Genomic DNA, 16,583 nt, shown 5'->3' on the forward strand with positions numbered 1-16,583 from the left:
TGCATGAACCCCGCTCCGCCAGCCACAGACCGCATTCTCGTCGTCGACGATGAACCCGAAATCGTCGCCCTCGTCGCCTACCATCTGGCCAAGGCGGGCTATCGGGTGGCCACCGCCGCCTCCGGCCCCGACGCGCTGGAAGTGGCGAGACGGGAACGTCCGTCGCTCATCGTGCTCGATCTCATGCTGCCCGGCATGTCGGGCTTCGATGTGCTCGAACAACTCCGCACCGACGACAGCACCCGCGACGTTGCCGTCCTGATGCTCACCGCCCGACGCGAGGAACCCGATCGCATCCGCGGACTTTCACTGGGCGCCGACGACTATCTCACCAAGCCGTTCTCGCCGGCGGAGTTGGTGCTCCGGGTCGGCGCGATTCTGCGGCGCACCGGTTCAGCCACACCGGTGAGCGCCGATACGCTGGTCATCGGTCCGCTGCACATCGATCGGGCGGCCATGACGGTGAAGGTGGACGGACAGGACGTGGAACTCACGCCCACCGAGTTCAAACTGCTGCTCACCCTGGCCGAACGACGCGGCCGTGTGCAGGGCCGCGGGCATCTGCTCGAAACCGTGTGGGAAGCGGCGCCCGACATCCAGACACGCACGGTGGACATGCACGTGCAGCGTCTGCGGTCGAAGCTGGGCGCGGCCGGGGAGTTGATCGAGACCGTGCGCGGCTTCGGATATCGCCTGCGGGCGAGCGCGCCGCGCCTCGTGTGACCGGGCGCGCGGTCCGCATCGATCTTCGTCTTCACGCCCACCTGTTCACGTGAAACTCACGCAGCGCATCGTCCTCAACGCCTTCGTCGTCGCGACGGTGCTGATGGCGATCGTGCTGGTGGCCGTGGAGCGACGGGTCACCGAGCGTGTCCGCGCCGAAGGGCCGGCGGTGCCTTCGTCCACCGCATCGCAGGCCACCGACGAGATGCTGGCGGCCATCCGCCGCGACATCGTCATTGCCGGCATTGCCGCGCTGCTGGTGGGTGTCGTCCTGGCGCAGGTGCTCGCGCGTCCGGTGGCACGGCCCATCGAGGAACTACGCGACGTGGCGCGTGGACTCGCGGCCGGCGATCTCACCCAGCGCCCGTCGCACACCATTGCGGGTGGTGAAGTGGGCGACCTGGCCGACGCACTGCGCCGACTGGCCGAACAGCTCGACGCCCGCCTGCAGTTGCTGCAGGCTGAGGAGGCGCTGCTTGTGGCGCTCACCGAATCGCTGAACGAAGGGGTCGTGGCGGTGGACGAGCGCCAGCGTGTCGTGCGCATCAACGGTACCGCGCGACAATTGCTGCGTCTCAAGGAGGCGGTGCCCTTCCCTGCCGATTATCTCCCACGGGATCGCACGCTCCGGGATGCGCTGGCGTCGGCGCTCTCCGGAACGGATGTGGCGCCGGGAGAAGTGCGCGTCGACGATCGCACCCTCTCCCTCACCGCGCGCCCGCTGCCCGACGGGGGCGCGGTGCTCGCGTTGTACGATCTCACGCCGGTGCGGCGACTCGAGGCCGTGCGACGTGACTTTGTCGCGAACGTGTCACACGAACTGCGCACCCCACTCACCGTGATCGGTGGATTCGTGGAGACGTTGCAGGACGAACAGTTGCCGGCCGAATTGCGCGGGGAGTTTCTGCAGATGATGGACGCCAGTGTGCGTCGCATGCAGCGCATCGTGGACGACCTGCTCGATCTCTCGCGGATCGAATCGGGCGGCTGGTTGCCCAATCCGATCGATCTCGACATGGCCTCCCTGGCCACGGAGATCCTGGCGCCTCTGCAGCTCCCCGCGCGGAACAAGGGCGTGGTGCTCGACACCGAGATCGCGCCGGGCGCCGAGCGGATCTATGCCGATCCTACCGCGGCCCGGCAGATCCTGAGCAACCTCGCGGAGAATGCGCTGCGTCATACCTCGACGGGCCGCGTGACCCTCGTGGCCACCCCAGGAGACGGTGGCACATGGATCGGTGTGCGCGACACCGGCGTGGGCATCGGCGCCGAACATCTGCCGCGCATCTTCGAGCGATTCTACCGGGCCGACCCCGCGCGTTCGCGTGAGGCCGGCGGCACCGGGCTGGGCTTGTCCATCGTGCGGCATCTCGCCGAAGCCCACGGAGGACGCGTCCGGGCCGAGAGTACCGTGAATGTGGGGACCACCATTCAGGCGTGGTTGCCCCGGTTCGACGCGGAGCAACGAGCGGGCTTGCCGGGCTGAACGAGGACGCCCCGCAGGCGCGGTACCGGCGGGCGACGCTACGCCAAGAGAAGCCGGCGGCCCTTTGGCTCCGGCACCACACGACCCGATTCGCGGGCCACGTCGATCCAGAGTGCGATCGCCATTTGCGCCTCACTGACGGCCGCCGTCGGGGTCGGGCCATGCGCCATGCATCCGGGTAGCTCTGGCACATCGACGACGAACGCCGCGTCCTCTGCACTCCAGTAGACGATCAACTCGTACTTGTACTCGCCCATATTCCTCACGCCTCGTCGGTCGGTTCGATCACGTCAACGTACCGGCAAGTTCAGGCACCTGCCACTCGAGGAACCAACATTCATCCCGCTGGTATCCTGCAGTTCATCCCGCTGTTCATCCTGCCGGTATCGCCGCCGCAGGCGGCCACTCAACGCCCGTAGTTCGCCCCCAACTCGCCGATCCGGTCCGTCTCCAAACCTCCCCGGAGGCGCCGTTACTCCGACCGGCCCCGCGCGGCCCTGTGTTACTCCGCCTGCCGCCTCGGCCGGCGGCCCGCGAAGGCCTCGGCAATGAGCCGCGGCAGCATCACACCGGCCGGCCCTTCGATGGGCAGAATGGACGGGCCCTTGCGCTGTCCTTCCATGGACGGATTGACCACGATCACCGTGGCGCCGTGCGTGGCCGCGATCCACGGCAGCGAAGCCGCTGGTTCGACGATGTTGGAGGTCCCCACGGAAAGGAACACGTCGCAGGCCACCGCCGCATCACGCGCCGCGCCAAAGGGCCCCATCGGTAGCGACTCCCCGAACCACACCACATCCGGACGCATGAGTGCGCCGCAGGTCGGGCAACGGGGCACTTCCGTGGAGGCCTCTTCCGGCGCCGGCACACTGCCCGGACAGCCGCCGCTGCAGCGGATGTGCATGAGCGAACCATGCAGGCGGATGGGATCGCGCACGCCCGACCGCTCGTGCAGATCGTCCACGTTCTGGGTGACGATGGTACAGTGCGCCACCCGCAGCGCGAGATTGAGCAGCGCCGCATGCCCCGGATTGGGCTGGGCCGCGCGGATCATGGCCCGCCGCATGGCATACCACTGCCACACCCGGGACGGGTGCTGGGCGAACGCCTGGGGGGTGGCCAGCTCCTGTGCGGAAAACCGGGCCCAGAGCCCCGTCTGCGCCTCCCGGAACGTGGGGATGCCACTCTCCGCGGAAATGCCGGCGCCCGTCAGCACGCAGACGTGCTCCGCCGATCGGAGGGCCTTGGCCGCGACGGAGAGGGCTTCGGCACGGGTCTGAGGGTCCGTGGGCGGTGGAGACGCCACGCGGCGTCGATGCAGGGTCGGATCGGGGGGCGTCATACGGTCGCGACTATACAACACCCGCCACGCCTGCACCAGACGCAATTCGTCAGAAATGTGAGGAGCGCGCTTCGTCCCAATCCAGCGTCGGGTGTCAGTCGCCGGACCTGCCCGCCCACCCTGCTGTGACACATTCGTTGCATGGTTGTGCGCTATTCGAAACCTGGGTCACGGAGTTTTGAGGCATCCGGCAGTGGTCGACCGACCGTGCCGCCTGTCTCCTCTGTCTCCTCTGTCTCCACGTACTCTCATGCGGACCAAGGTCTACGCACTGCACCGTGTTGCGCGTCATCTGACGCTGGCGATCACGGCCGCCGTCGTTTCCACTGTCGTCCCTTCGCTTGTCGCCCCTTCGCCGCTCCGGGCTCAGGGCGCTGACGCCCAGACGGGTCGCATCACCGGCCGTATCGTCGACGCGGCCACCGGCCAGGGTATCACGGCCGCCCAGATCCAGGTGGTCGGCACCGGACTCGGGATCCAGTCAGGCGTCGACGGTCGCTACACCATCGTCCGCATTCCCGCGGGCACCGTGACCCTGCAGGTCCGCCGCATCGGCTACGGCCCCAAGACCATCACCGGCCTGATCGTGCCGGCCAATGGCACCATCGAACAGGACGTCTCCCTCGCCAACGCGGACGTGCAGCTGGCCGCGGTGAGTGTGACGGCCACGAAGGAAAAGGGCACGGTCTCCGAAGCGCTCAATCAGCAGAAGAACGCCACCAACGTGGTGAACGCCATCACGGCCGAACAGATCGCCCGCAGCCCCGACAGCGATGCCGCCCAGGCGGCGCAGCGCGTGAGCGGCGTGACGGTGCAGGACGGCAAGTACCTGCAGGTGCGCGGACTCGGTGAGCGCTACACCACCGCTTCGCTCAATGGCGCGCGCATTCCGAGCCCCGAGCCCGAGCGCAAGGTCGTGCCGCTCGATCTCTTTCCGGCCGGTCTGCTGCAGGACGTCACCACCAGCAAGACGTTCACCCCCGACCAGCCCGGCGACTTCGCCGGCGCCAATGTGAACATCCGCACACGGGAATTCCCGGCGCGTCGGCAGATCAACTACTCGACGTCGTTCGGCGGCAACAGCCTGGTGTACGGCCACACCCTGCCCATGGCGCCGCGCGCCGGCGGTGAGCTCTTCGGCCTGGCCTCCAGCGCGCGCCGCATTCCCGACGCGATCTCGCAGGCGAACTTCATGTCCAACATTCCGCAGACGGCGTACAACCAGATGGCGCTGCAGCAGCGCAACGTCTGGAATGCCCGCATGCAGAATGGCGGCCTCAATGGATCGTTCGGTGCCTCCACCGGTGGCAACACCATCCTCGGCCGTCACATCGGCTATGTGCTGAGTGCCAACTACGGCTACTCGGAGGAAGTGCGCGCCAACGAACGTTTCGCGGTGGGCAATCAGGGCCCGAACAACACCGTGGTGCCGCTCACCCAGGTGGAAGGCCAGACGGGGCGTTCCAGCATCCAGTGGGGTGGCATCGCGAACTTCTCGACCATCGTGGGCAAGGGCAATCGCTTCTCGCTCAACACGACGGCCACCCGCAGCGCCGACAACGAAGCCCGCACCGATCGCGGTTTCGACGAGAATCTCGCCGACAGCATCGCCCGCACCACGCTGCGATACGTGGAACGTGGCGTGGCCACGGCCAACCTGCAGGGTGAACACCAGCTCGGTGAGCGCAACAAGACGGCGTGGTCGGCCACCTATGCCAACACGTCGCGCAAGGAGCCGGACCGCTCCGACATCGTCTACTCGCGGGACGGCAACGGCAAGTACTCGCTGCTGTCGTCGCTCGATGGCGCGCGCCGCCTGTACTTCGACCTGCAGGAAAACAACACCACCGCGCAGTTCGATCACACGCTGAACATCGGCGCGATCGCGAATCAGAATGTCGTCAAGTTCGGCGCGTACATCCGGTCCACCGACCGTTCGGCGCAGGCGCCGATCTACGCGTTCCTGTCACGGGCCGACGAAAGCGTCCGCACCCAGACGCCGGACGTGATCTTCGGTGCCGGCCGGGCCTGCGACACCTGCTCGGAGATCAACGTGCAACCCATCGGTCAGGCCGGTTCGTACACGGCCACTGACCGGACCACCGCCGGCTATCTCATGACCGATTGGGGTCTCGGCAGCCGCGTGCGTATCATCGCGGGCGCCCGCGTCGAGCAGGCCAACATCGATGTCGCATCCAGCACGCAGGGCGGGTTCACCGCCGAGGCCAGGCTCGACAACACCGACGTGCTGCCGTCGTTGCTGCTCAACACGCGCCTGACGGACAACCAGAATCTGCGGTTCGGCATCACGCGCACACTGGCCCGTCCGGAATATCGTGAACTCGCCCCGGTCACGTTCCGCGACGTGCTCGGCGGGGTGTCCGTCACGGGCAACGACAAGCTGGTCCGCTCGCTGATCGACAACTACGACCTGCGCTGGGAAGCCTTCCCCACGCCGGGCGAGGTGTTCAGCATCGGCGTGTTCGCGAAGCGTTTCGATCGGCCGATCGAACGCGTGGAGTCGGCCACGTCGGGCGCCTACCAGGCACGCTTCCAGAACGCTGTGCAGGCCGTGAACCTCGGTGTCGAACTCGAGGCCCGGAAGTCATTGGCCATGCTGGGTGAATGGGCGGCGCCGTTCACCGCGTTCAGCAATGTGACGCTGATGCGCTCCTCGGTGGATCTCGACACGCTGCAGGGGCTCACGGTCACCGACAAGACGCGCCGCCTCGTGGGTCAGGCGCCGTACGTGGTGAACGCCGGCCTGTCGTACTCCAATCTCAGTGGCAGCACGAACGCCACCGTGCTGTACAACGTGGTGGGCGAGCGCATCTACGCGGCCGGCGTGCTGCCGCTGCCGAACATCGTCGAGGTGCCGCGTCACGTGGTCGACCTGTCGTTGCGTTTCCCCGTGTGGGGCAGCCTCACCGGTCGTGTGGACGCCCGCAACCTGCTCGATGCGCGCTATCGCTTCATGCAGGGCAATCTCGAGCGCGAAGGCTACAACGCAGGCCGCACGTACTCGATGGGCTTCTCCTGGCGTCAGTAAGCGGATACCGGTGATCGCCTCGCGGTGATCGCCTCGTGGTGATCGTGGCGCCGCGCCCGATCACCCCACAGTGCGCCCGATCACCGAATCGACGTCATGGCCCGGCACGGTGACACAACCGTGACCGGGCCATGACGTTGACGGCACAATGTCTGGCCTTCTTTCGGGTGCCGTGGATGGTCCTCCCCATCCACCACCTTTCACTCACTCTCTCGACATGCAGATGACTTCTTTCGTGCGCCTCCGCGCGATGGCGGTGGCCTTCCTGGCCATGTGCGCTCTCGCAGCCTGCAGCGACGATGACAAGACGCCGACGGGGCCGACCACCGGCACACTGGCCGTCAACGTGGGCGGTCTTCCCGCTGGCACGAACGCGTCGGTGACCATCGCGGGGCCGAACGGCTTCTCGCAGACTGCCACCGCTTCGACCACGGTGTCGACGGCGCAGCCCGGCAGCTACACCGTCACCGCCGCCTCGGTGACCGCCAGCAGCGTCACCTACAACGCGACCGTGTCCGGTTCGCCGGCCACGGTGACCGCGGGTGGCTCCGCCACCGTGACCGTGACCTACACCGCCGCCGCGCCGACCACCGGCACGCTGACGGTCAACGTGACGGGTCTGCCGAGCGGCGTGAATGGCGCCGTGACGGTCACCGGTCCGAACAGCTACAACAGGACGCTCACCGCCACCACGACGGCCACCGTCGCGACAGGCAGCTACACGGTGGCCGCGGCCACCGTGACGAGCAACAACGTGCGGTATGCCGGTACGGTCACGGGCTCGCCGGCGAACGTGACGGCCGGTGGAACGGCGACGGCGTCGGTGGCGTACGCGGTCACGCCGAATCCGACGGTGACGCTGAGCGGCTCCATCGCGGCCAACCGCACGCTCACGGCCGACACGACCTGGGTCCTCCGCGGCTTCGTGTACGTCAACAGCGGCGCGACGCTCACCGTGAACGCCGGCACCAGGATCGTCGGTGACACCACCGCGCTCGGCTCGGCACTCTTCGTCCTGCGTGGCGCCCGTATCGTGGCCAACGGCACCGAAAGCGCGCCGATCGTCATGACGTCGCAGCGCAGTGCGGGCAACCGCTCGCCCGGTGACTGGGGCGGTCTGATCATCGTCGGCAACGCGCGCAACAACCGCACGGGCAACATCATCGTCGAAGGCTCCGATGGCTCCGTGGTGGGCGCCAACCCGGCCGGCGTGGTGTACACGGGCGGCACGAACGATGCCGACAACAGCGGCACACTGCGGTATGTACGTGTGGAGTTCGCCGGTTATGCCACGCTGCCCGACGCCGAACTGAACTCGTTCACGTTCGCCGCGGTGGGTAGCGGCACGACGTTCGAATACCTGCAGTCGGTGGCCGGTCTCGACGACTCGTTCGAGTGGTTCGGCGGCACGGTCGATGGCAAGTACCTCGTTTCCTACGAGTCGGGTGACGACCACTTCGACACGTCGGAAGGCTATCGCGGCCGCAATCAGTTCCTGATCGCCTTCCAGTCCACCTACATCACGCCGCGTGCCGGTGCCGGCGCGGTGTCGGCCGACCCGCAGGGCTTCGAAGTGGACGGCTGCAACGGTGGCGGTTGCACGGCGCCCTCCGGCGGCAACGCCCAGAGCTCGGGCGCGGCGGACGGCCTCTGGACCATGAACGTGTTCGCCAACTACACCGTCATCGGTGTCGGCGGCACGCAGACCACGCCAACGCAGGGTGGCGTGGGCATGGTGCTCCGTCGCGGCACGGGCGGCTACTACATCAACGGTGTCATCGCGCGCTGGCCGCGTCAGGCCATCTCCATGCGCGACTCCACCACCAACAACCGCTTCCAGGTGGACTCGCTCATCTTCAAGAGCAACTACCTCGCGGAGAACGGTTCGCAGAACAACGGGGTGATCTTCGACCCGACCGGCACGAACTTCGGCCAGGAATCGGCATTCACCGCGCGTGGCCAGACCAACGAAGTCGCCGCGGCCTCCGTGACGGCGGCCAGCCTCTTCGCGGCGCTGCCGACGGGCTCGGCCACCACCACGGTCGCGAACTTCGACTGGTCGCCCGCGAGCGGCTCGCCGATCGCCACCGGTGGCCTCTCCAGCTTCGCGAACGATCCGCGTATCGCGGCGCGTGCCGGCACCTTCATCACGCCGACGGCGTACCGTGGTGCCGCGGCGCCCGGCGGCACGAAGTGGTGGGCCAACTGGACGAGCTACGCACGCAACTGACGACGAACTGATAGCTTCATGATGTCCGAACGGCCGGTGCCCGACTGCGGGCGCCGGCCGTTCGCACAGCCACTCTCCGATGAATCTCCCGATGCAGTCCTTCGGTCTTTCTCTCCGTGCCTCGCACATCGGCGCCGGTTGCCGGGCGCTCCTGATCCTGGCCTGCGCTGCCTGCACCTCTCCCGAACGTTCCCCCGCCGACCAGGCGGCCGCGGAGCAGGCCGCGCACATCCGTGACGTGGTGGCCGCCGGTGGTGTGGTCGATTCCATTCTGCCGGTGGAGGAACACCTGCGTCGATTCCGTGTCGACCTGCCTGCGGTCGATACGCTGCAGCACGCCAGTCCGTCCATGGAAGCACTGGTGGCGCGTCTCGCGCACGCGGTGAGCACACACGACACCACCGACCTGAATGCGATGGTGCTCAACCGGCAGGAATTTGCCTGGCTGTACTATCCCGAATCGCCGATGAGCCGGCCGCCCTACGAAGCCCCGCCCGAACTGCTCTGGGGACAGATTCTCGCGTCCTCCGACAAGGGTGCACGACAGCTCGTCAACCGGCTGGGCGGCAGCACCATCACGGTGAGCAGGCTGCATTGTCCGACCGCGCCCGATACCGCCGGCGCGAATCTGCTGCACACGCGCTGTGAAGTGCGTTTCGCGGCACCCGGAAAGCCCACACTCGAGGGTAATCTCTTCGGCAGCGTGATCGAACGGGATGGACGTTTCAAATTCATGGGATTTGCCAACCGTATCTGACGTGAATTCCGGAAGTCTCTCCGACAGGCGTGTACGGCGCGCGTTCCCGCGACGCCATGCTTCAGGCATCAGCGCGATGATGGTCACCGCAGTGACCGCCGCGGCGATCGTGCTCGGTGCGTGCGCCGGCGACCACGCCGGCGCCGGCAATCGCAACAGCTCCGGCCCGCGCAATGGCGTGACCGATTCCGGTGGAACCGGGAACGTGATGACCTCCACCCGCGTGGACATCACGGGGGCCGGTGCCACCTTCCCCTATCCGCTCTACGCGCGCTGGTTCAACGAATACGCGCAGTACGCGAATACCCGCATCAACTATCAGTCGATCGGCTCCGGTGCCGGCATCCGGCAAGTGGTGGCCCGCACGGTGGATTTTGGCGCCACCGATGTGCCCATGACCGACGCGGAACTCGCCGCGGCCGGCATGCGCATTCTGCACATTCCCACGGTCGTCGGCGCCGTCGCCATCACGTACAACCTGCCCGGCCTCACCCGTCCGCTGAATCTCAGCGCCGACGTGATTGCCGACATCTTCCTCGGCAAGCTCACCCGATGGAACGATGACCGGTTGGTCGCGCTCAATCCCCGCGTCACGCTCCCCGCGTCGGACATTCTCGTGGTGCATCGGGCCGACGGCAGCGGCACCTCGTACATCTTCAGCGACTATCTCACGACGGTGAGCCCGGCGTGGGCCGCGGGGCCGGGACGCGGCAAGGAGGTGCCCTGGCCGGTGGGACTGGGCGGCAAGGGCAACGAGGGCGTGGCCGGCCAGGTGAAGCAGATGCCCGGTGCCATCGGGTATCTCGAAGTGGTCTATGCGCGGCAGAACCGTTTGCCGGTGGCCCATATCCGCAACCAGGCCGGACGTTTCGTGTCGCCCATGCCATTCGAGATCGCCACGGCCGCCACCAGTGTGCTCGACCGGCTCGTGTCCAACAGCCGGGCGGCCACGGATCTGCGTGTCTCGCTGGTGGACGCTCCGGGTGCACAATCCTATCCCATCGCATCGTTCACCTGGATGCTGGTCGCGCCCGATGCCATCGGCGCGGTGAAGTCGCAGCAGCTGGGCGCATTCCTGCGCTGGGCCCTGCTCGAGAACGGCGATATCGCCTCGACGTTGGGGTACGTGCCACTGCCCACCGAGGCCGCCGCGCGCGTGGTCGATCAGGCGGAGGCACTCCTCTCACCACCGGCGGCACACCCCTAACTTTGAGGTGATGCCCTCCCGCACCGCCGACCGGATCTACCAGGCTACCATCACCATCTGCGCCGCGGCCATTCCGGCGGTTCTGGCGTTGCTTGCCATCGTGCTGTTCGCTGGCGCGTGGCCCACGCTGTCGTCGGCGATAGGACCGTTGCTGACGCAGTCCACATGGGATGTCCCGCAGCACCGTTTCGGCGCGGCGCCGTTGATCGTGGGCACCCTCGTCTCGTCGGCCTTCGCCCTCGCCATCGCGGCCCCGCTGGGCATCGGGGTGGCATTGCTGGCCACCGAAATCGCGCCGCGTGCGCTGCGGGAGCCGCTGGCCTTCCTGGTGAATCTGCTCGCGGCCATTCCCTCGGTGGTGTACGGACTCTGGGGCATCTTCGTGCTGGTGCCGCTGCTGCGCCGCTCCATCATGCCGTGGAGCATGGCACATCTCGGGTGGATGCCGGGTTTTTCCGGACCCGCCTATGGCCCGAGTCTGCTGGCCGCGGCCCTGATTCTGGCCATCATGGTGCTACCGTACATCGCCAGCGTGAGTCGCGATGTGATCCTCGCGGTTCCGCGCGCCCAGCGTGAAGCGGCACTCGCCCTCGGCGCCACGCGGTGGGAGATGATCCGCGATGCCGTATTGCCGGCGGCGCGCACGGGACTGTTCGGCGGCATCATCCTCGGGCTCGGTCGGGCACTCGGAGAAACCATGGCCGTCACCATGGTCATCGGAAACCGGCACACCATTCCCGACTCGCTCTTCGCGCCCGCCTACACCATGGCGGCCATGCTGGCGAATGAATTCGCGGAAGCCTCCGACCCGCTGCATCTGTCGGCGCTCATGGCGGTGGCCCTGCTGCTGCTGACCGTGACGCTGCTGGTCAATCTGCTTGCGCGATTGCTCGTTGCGCGTGTGGCGCGGGAAGACACTGCCACCGACGGGTTACCCATGCCACCGGGCGTTGCCCCATGAGCGCCAGACGCCGCCGGCAAGCTGTCGTCATGACCATCTGCACGTGGGGCGCCGGCCTCATCGCCCTGCTGCCGCTGCTCATGATCGTGGGACATCTGATCGTGAACGGCATCGGGCAGATCACCCCCACATTCCTCACCGCCGTTCCCGCACCACCAGGCGTGCGTGGTGGCGGTGTGGCCAATGGCATCGTCGGCTCCGCGCTGCTGGTGGTCATCGCGCTGACCATCGCCGTCCCGATCGGCATCGGCGCGGGACTCTATCTCGCCGAACATCGCATCACCCGGTTCGCACGCCTCGTGCGTCTGCTGGCCGATGTGCTCGGCGGACTTCCGTCCATCGTGATGGGCATCGTGGCGTGGGAACTCATCGTGCGCCCCGCCGGCCACTTCTCCGCATGGGCGGGTGGTGTGGCTTTGGGTCTGCTGGTCGTACCGCTCGTCACCCGCGCCACCGAGGAGATGGTGCGGCTGGTGCCGCCCTCGCTGGCCGAGGCCGCGCTTGCGCTGGGCTTCAGTCAGTGGCGTACGGCGCTCAGCATCGTGCTGCGCACCGCCATGCCCGGCGTGATCACGGCGATCTTCGTGGCACTGGCCCGTGTGGCCGGTGAGACGGCCCCTCTGCTCTTCACCGCGTTCGGCAATCCCTTCTGGTCGGTCGATCCCACGCGCCCCATCGCTGCACTGCCGTTGCAGATCTACACCTACGCGCAGAGTCCATACGAAGAGTGGCGCGGACAGGCGTGGGCGGGCGCACTCCTGTTGCTGCTGCTCGTGGCCGGCATCGGGCTCGCCTCGCGTGGGGTGCTCCATGCACGCGCGCGCCTGTTCGCCACGATGCGGGGCACCAAGGCGACGGATGGCTGAGCTCACCATGGCCTCATCGCCGCCGACCGTCCGTCTCGAACGGCTCAGTGCCGGCTTCGCCTCGCGCAATGTGCTGTATGGCATGGCGCTCACCGCGGAAGCGGGGCGTGTCACCGCACTCATCGGCCCCTCGGGCTGCGGAAAGTCCACGGTGCTGCGCTGCATCAACCGGCTGCACGAACGCGATACCGGAGCCTGGGTGCGCGGACGCATCACGCTGACCGATAGCAGGACGGATACCGGGACCGATGCCCACCACGCGGCCGACACCACCGCCGGTACCGATGTCTATGCGGACGACGTGGACGTGACCGCTCTGCGTCGCCGTATCGGCATGGTGTTTCAGCATCCGACCCCTTTTGTCACGCAGTCGATTTTCGACAACGTCGCGGCCGGCGTGCGCGTGAATCATCCATCGGTCCTCAAAAGAGACCTCGAACACGCCGTCGAAGATGCACTCGTGCGGGCCGGTCTCTGGCGGGAGGTGGCCGACCGGTTGTTCGGCAACCCCATGATCCTGTCCGGGGGACAGCAGCAGCGACTCTGCATCGCCCGGGCACTGGCCGTGCGCCCCGATGTTCTGCTCCTGGACGAACCCACCGCCTCGCTCGATCCCATCGCCACACAACGGGTGGAAGAACTGCTCTACGATCTGCGCGGCAGCGTCACGATGCTCCTCGTGACACACAACATGCAGCAGGCCGCACGCATCTCCGACACCACCGCCGTGTTGCTCGACGGGCTCATCGCCGAATGTGCGCCCACGCGTCAGCTCTTCACCACACCACGGGATTCGCGCGCCGAAGCGTACGTGACCGGACGGTTCGGATGAGTGAACGCACCACGCCCTCCGGGGCTTCCCGCGTGGTGTCGCTCGAAAGCACGGCGGCGCTCACCGTGGCCCGGTTCTCCGCCTGGTTCGGCGCCACACCGGCCCTCCACAACGTGGAGCTGCAGGTGCCCGCCCGCTCGGTGACCGCATTGATCGGACCATCGGGATCCGGAAAGAGCACCCTGCTGCGCGCGATCAATCGTCTCAACGACGGCCTGCCTGGGGTGCGTCACGCCGGCACCATCCGCCTCGGCGATGAGGATCTGTACGCCTCGCACATCGACACCAGCGTGCTGCGCCAGCGGGTGGGCATGGTCTTTCAGCGATCGAATCCCTTTCCCCGCTCCATTCGCGACAACGTCGCCTACGGACCGCAACTCAACCGGCAGTTGCGCGGACGTGCCCTCGACGATGTCGTGGAGCACGCCTTGCGCCGGGCCGCGCTGTGGGACGAGGTGGCCGATCGTCTCCGGCAGGATGCCCGTCAGCTCTCGGGCGGACAGCAGCAACGTCTCTGCATCGCGCGCGCACTGGCCAACGACCCCGAAGTCCTGTTGCTCGACGAACCCACCAGTGCCCTCGACCCGCAGGGCACACAACGGGTCGAGGAACTGGTGTATGAACTGCGGCAGGAACTCACCATCGTGATCGTGACGCACAATCTCCATCAGGCCGCGCGTGTGGCCGACCGCACCGCGCTCCTGGTGGACGGGGTTCTCGTCGAAGAAGGTCCTTCCACCCGTCTTTTCACCCGCCCGGCGGATTCCCGCACCGAGGCGTTCATCACCGGGAGATTCGGCTGATGCCGCAGATGTCCCCTGGTTACCGCCACTTCCACGACGATCTGGCCGCGCTCACGCAGCAGTTGCTCGACATGTCCGAACGGGCCGAATCGCTCGTGCATCTGGCCATGGAAGCGGTGCTCGAACGTGATGCCGACAAGGCGGACGCCGTCATCGACGCCGACGAGATCCTCGATCGCCTCGAAGTGGAAGCCGAGGAACGGGCCATCGCCATGCTGGCCCTGCAGCAACCCATGGCGCGTGATCTCCGCTTTCTCGTGGGAGCCATCAAGGTGTCCAGCGATCTCGAGCGGGTGGGCGACCATGCCGTGAACATCGCCGAGGCCACCGTGCGCCTGGCCGCCCTGCGCGGGCCGGCGCCGGCTCTTCCCGCACTGCCCGAGATGGCCCGCCGCGCCCGCGCCATGCTGAGTGACGCGCTCGACGCCTTCATCCGGGAAGACGGCACCCTCGGGCGCGCGGTGGGCAAGGCCGACGACGAGGTGGATGCCCTGCACGGGGCGATCTACCGCCGACTCTCCGCGGACATGACCGCCGATCCGCGACTCATTCCCGTGGCTCTCGAGCTGCTGCTCGTGAGCCGCAATCTCGAACGGATCGCCGATCTCGCCACCAACATCGGAGAGAACGCCGTCTATCTTGCGGAGGGCAAGCAGATCCGCCATCGGTACGATCTTCCGCACGACGATCATCCCATGCCACACACGCCGCTTCCGCCATCCGACCCATCATGACCGGCGCACCACTTTCCACTGGTGACATCCGCATCGCCGCCATCGACATCGGGTCGAATTCGGTGCGACAGATCATCGCCGACGTGTCGCCGGTCGGACAGATCCGCGTCATCGACGAAATGAAGGCCATGCCGCGCCTCGGCGAAGGCATCGAAGCCACGAGGCGGCTCTCCCCCGAGGCGATGGACGCCGCCGTGTCGGCGGTCCAGCGCATGACCACGCTGTCCGCGCAGCTCGGCGCGGCCCGTATCGAGATCGTCGCCACCAGCGCCGTGCGTGATGCAGAGAACGCCGAGGACTTCACCTCCCGGGTGACCGCATCCACGGGACATCCCGTGCGCGTGCTGAGCGGCGAGGAGGAAGCCCTGCTCTGCTTCCGCAGTGCGCTCGCCCACTTCGAGCTGGGCGCCGGCCGCACCGTCATCATGGACATCGGCGGCGGCTCACTGGAACTGGTGCTGGCCAAGGACGGACTCATCGAACGTGTCGCGTCGCTGCCTTTTGGAGCCGTGCGTCTCACCGAACGGTTTCTCACCCCGACGGTGCGGCCCCGGCGCGTCCGTGCGCTGCGGGCCCACGTGCGGGACGGCATCAAGAGAGCCCTGCCCGTGAAGGACTGGCGCGGCGCGCAGGTGATCGGCTCCGGCGGCACGTTCACGAATCTCGCCGGCATGGTGCTCGCCCGTCAGCGGGTGTCGGTGCGTTCTCCCCATGGGACACGCGTCACGCGCGTGGAGCTGGAACATGTGCTCGACTGGCTGCAGCGTCTGAACAGTGAAGAGCGCCAACGGGTGGCGGGACTCAATCCCGCGCGCTCGGACATCATCGTGGCCGGTCTCGCCGTGGCCGCCGAGGTGCTCGCCCGTTTCGACCCCCGTGACATGCTGACGTCCGGGTACGGTATCCGTGAAGGACTGCTGCTCGAGGCCGCGCGCGTCACCCCGGTGGTGGCGGATCCCGGCACGGCCCGCGAACGCTCGGTGCGCGAATTCGCCGAACGCTGCCACTATGAGGAGCCGCATGCCCGTCAGGTCCAGCGTCTGGCCATGCAGCTCTTCGATGCACTGGCGGGGCGGCTCGATCTGACCGTCGACGACCGTCGCATGCTGGCCGATGCCGCTCTGCTGCACGATGTGGGTTACCACATCAACTACGAAAAGCACCACAAACATTCGTTCCATCTCATCTCCCACGCCGAATTGCTGGGGATGACGCCCTCGGAACAGATCGCCATCGCGCATATCGCCCGCTACCATCGCGGAGCGCCTCCGCGCCTCAAACATCGCGGCTTCGGCCAGCTCGAGCGCGCGCTGCGCGAGCGCATCGTCAGGCTCTCCGCACTGCTGCGGTTTGCCGACGGTCTCGATCGGGGGCACGTGGGTGCCGTGGGATCACTGTCCATCCGATGGACTGCCGAAGCCCTGCGGGTGACGGCTCACGAAGCCGATGGCGCCACCAACGTCCGGCTCGAGTGCTGGGGCGCCAGCCGCAAGCGACAACTGCTCGAGGACGTGCTCGGCCGCCGGGTCGCGGTCTACACATCGGACGGGATGGAGATCGACGCCAGCGACGACGGCGAGGGCGAATAGCGGA

At 67.3% G+C, this 16,583-nt stretch carries 14 protein-coding genes; 12 read left to right on the forward strand and 2 right to left on the reverse strand.

Annotated elements, in window-relative coordinates:
- Positions 1-3 precede the first annotated feature (3 nt).
- The gene (locus WG208_RS16375; RefSeq protein ID WP_337172452.1) at positions 4-723 is read left to right on the forward strand and encodes a response regulator transcription factor; all 720 of its coding nucleotides are present in this window, start codon (positions 4-6) and stop codon (positions 721-723) included.
- Between the two features lie 49 nt (positions 724-772).
- Positions 773-2,209, forward strand: coding sequence for an ATP-binding protein (locus tag WG208_RS16380; RefSeq protein WP_337172453.1), 1,437 nt, complete (start codon positions 773-775; stop codon positions 2,207-2,209).
- Positions 2,210-2,247: 38 nt separating this feature from the next.
- On the opposite strand, the gene WG208_RS16385 is transcribed toward WG208_RS16380, so the two are convergent.
- Both WG208_RS16385 and WG208_RS16390 read right to left on the reverse strand, forming a co-directional pair.
- Entirely contained in the window at positions 2,248-2,466 is a 219-nt protein-coding gene (locus tag WG208_RS16385; RefSeq protein WP_337172454.1) for a type II toxin-antitoxin system HicB family antitoxin, read from the reverse strand.
- Between the two features lie 245 nt (positions 2,467-2,711).
- Entirely contained in the window at positions 2,712-3,515 is an 804-nt protein-coding gene (locus WG208_RS16390) for an NAD-dependent deacylase (protein WP_337172455.1), read from the reverse strand.
- Between the two features lie 286 nt (positions 3,516-3,801).
- Here WG208_RS16390 and WG208_RS16395 point away from each other — a divergent pair, with 286 nt between their 5' ends.
- The 10 genes from WG208_RS16395 to WG208_RS16440 all read left to right on the forward strand — a co-directional run bounded on the left by WG208_RS16395 (position 3,802) and on the right by WG208_RS16440 (position 16,579).
- Complete coding sequence (locus WG208_RS16395; RefSeq protein ID WP_337172456.1) at positions 3,802-6,600, forward strand: carboxypeptidase-like regulatory domain-containing protein; 2,799 nt, start codon at positions 3,802-3,804, stop codon at positions 6,598-6,600.
- A gap of 223 nt (positions 6,601-6,823) precedes the next feature.
- Positions 6,824-8,830: a hypothetical protein gene (locus WG208_RS16400; protein WP_337172457.1), complete on the forward strand. Its 2,007-nt coding sequence runs from the start codon at positions 6,824-6,826 to the stop codon at positions 8,828-8,830.
- 79 nt (positions 8,831-8,909) lie between these two features.
- Entirely contained in the window at positions 8,910-9,587 is a 678-nt protein-coding gene (locus WG208_RS16405; RefSeq protein WP_337172458.1) for a hypothetical protein, read from the forward strand.
- Between the two features lie 76 nt (positions 9,588-9,663).
- Entirely contained in the window at positions 9,664-10,794 is a 1,131-nt protein-coding gene (pstS, locus tag WG208_RS16410) for a phosphate ABC transporter substrate-binding protein PstS (protein ID WP_337172459.1), read from the forward strand.
- A gap of 10 nt (positions 10,795-10,804) precedes the next feature.
- Positions 10,805-11,755: a phosphate ABC transporter permease subunit PstC gene (gene pstC, locus WG208_RS16415; RefSeq protein WP_337172460.1), complete on the forward strand. Its 951-nt coding sequence runs from the start codon at positions 10,805-10,807 to the stop codon at positions 11,753-11,755.
- 29 nt (positions 11,756-11,784) lie between these two features.
- Positions 11,785-12,621, forward strand: a complete 837-nt coding sequence (pstA, locus tag WG208_RS16420) for a phosphate ABC transporter permease PstA (protein WP_337172461.1) — start codon at positions 11,785-11,787, stop codon at positions 12,619-12,621.
- Positions 12,622-12,628: 7 nt separating this feature from the next.
- Complete coding sequence (locus WG208_RS16425) at positions 12,629-13,453, forward strand: phosphate ABC transporter ATP-binding protein (RefSeq protein ID WP_337172462.1); 825 nt, start codon at positions 12,629-12,631, stop codon at positions 13,451-13,453.
- The gene (pstB, locus tag WG208_RS16430; protein WP_337172463.1) at positions 13,450-14,256 is read left to right on the forward strand and encodes a phosphate ABC transporter ATP-binding protein PstB; all 807 of its coding nucleotides are present in this window, start codon (positions 13,450-13,452) and stop codon (positions 14,254-14,256) included. Before WG208_RS16425 ends, pstB begins: the two co-directional genes overlap by 4 nt.
- On the forward strand, positions 14,256-14,990 hold the full coding sequence (gene phoU, locus WG208_RS16435) for a phosphate signaling complex protein PhoU (RefSeq protein ID WP_337172464.1): 735 nt from the start codon (positions 14,256-14,258) through the stop codon (positions 14,988-14,990). Before pstB ends, phoU begins: the two co-directional genes overlap by 1 nt.
- Entirely contained in the window at positions 14,987-16,579 is a 1,593-nt protein-coding gene (locus WG208_RS16440) for a Ppx/GppA phosphatase family protein (protein ID WP_337172465.1), read from the forward strand. The genes phoU and WG208_RS16440 overlap by 4 nt, the downstream gene beginning before the upstream one ends.
- Positions 16,580-16,583 lie beyond the last annotated feature (4 nt).

The sequence above is a fragment of the Gemmatimonas aurantiaca genome (assembly GCF_037190085.1).
GTDB lineage: Bacteria > Gemmatimonadota > Gemmatimonadetes > Gemmatimonadales > Gemmatimonadaceae > Gemmatimonas > Gemmatimonas aurantiaca_A.

Excerpts from the sequence above, each read along its gene's own strand:
- WG208_RS16375 (WP_337172452.1), top strand. The coding sequence starts at position 4 with ATGAACCCCGCTCCGCCAGCCACAGACCGCATTCTCGTCGTCGACGAT.
- WG208_RS16385 (WP_337172454.1), bottom strand. The coding sequence starts at position 2,466 with ATGGGCGAGTACAAGTACGAGTTGATCGTCTACTGGAGTGCAGAGGAC.
- WG208_RS16395 (WP_337172456.1), top strand. The coding sequence starts at position 3,802 with ATGCGGACCAAGGTCTACGCACTGCACCGTGTTGCGCGTCATCTGACG.
- WG208_RS16400 (WP_337172457.1), top strand. The coding sequence starts at position 6,824 with ATGACTTCTTTCGTGCGCCTCCGCGCGATGGCGGTGGCCTTCCTGGCC.
- WG208_RS16405 (WP_337172458.1), top strand. The coding sequence starts at position 8,910 with ATGAATCTCCCGATGCAGTCCTTCGGTCTTTCTCTCCGTGCCTCGCAC.
- pstS (WP_337172459.1), top strand. The coding sequence starts at position 9,664 with ATGATGGTCACCGCAGTGACCGCCGCGGCGATCGTGCTCGGTGCGTGC.
- pstC (WP_337172460.1), top strand. The coding sequence starts at position 10,805 with ATGCCCTCCCGCACCGCCGACCGGATCTACCAGGCTACCATCACCATC.
- pstA (WP_337172461.1), top strand. The coding sequence starts at position 11,785 with ATGACCATCTGCACGTGGGGCGCCGGCCTCATCGCCCTGCTGCCGCTG.
- WG208_RS16425 (WP_337172462.1), top strand. The coding sequence starts at position 12,629 with ATGGCCTCATCGCCGCCGACCGTCCGTCTCGAACGGCTCAGTGCCGGC.
- pstB (WP_337172463.1), top strand. The coding sequence starts at position 13,450 with ATGAGTGAACGCACCACGCCCTCCGGGGCTTCCCGCGTGGTGTCGCTC.
- phoU (WP_337172464.1), top strand. The coding sequence starts at position 14,256 with ATGCCGCAGATGTCCCCTGGTTACCGCCACTTCCACGACGATCTGGCC.
- WG208_RS16440 (WP_337172465.1), top strand. The coding sequence starts at position 14,987 with ATGACCGGCGCACCACTTTCCACTGGTGACATCCGCATCGCCGCCATC.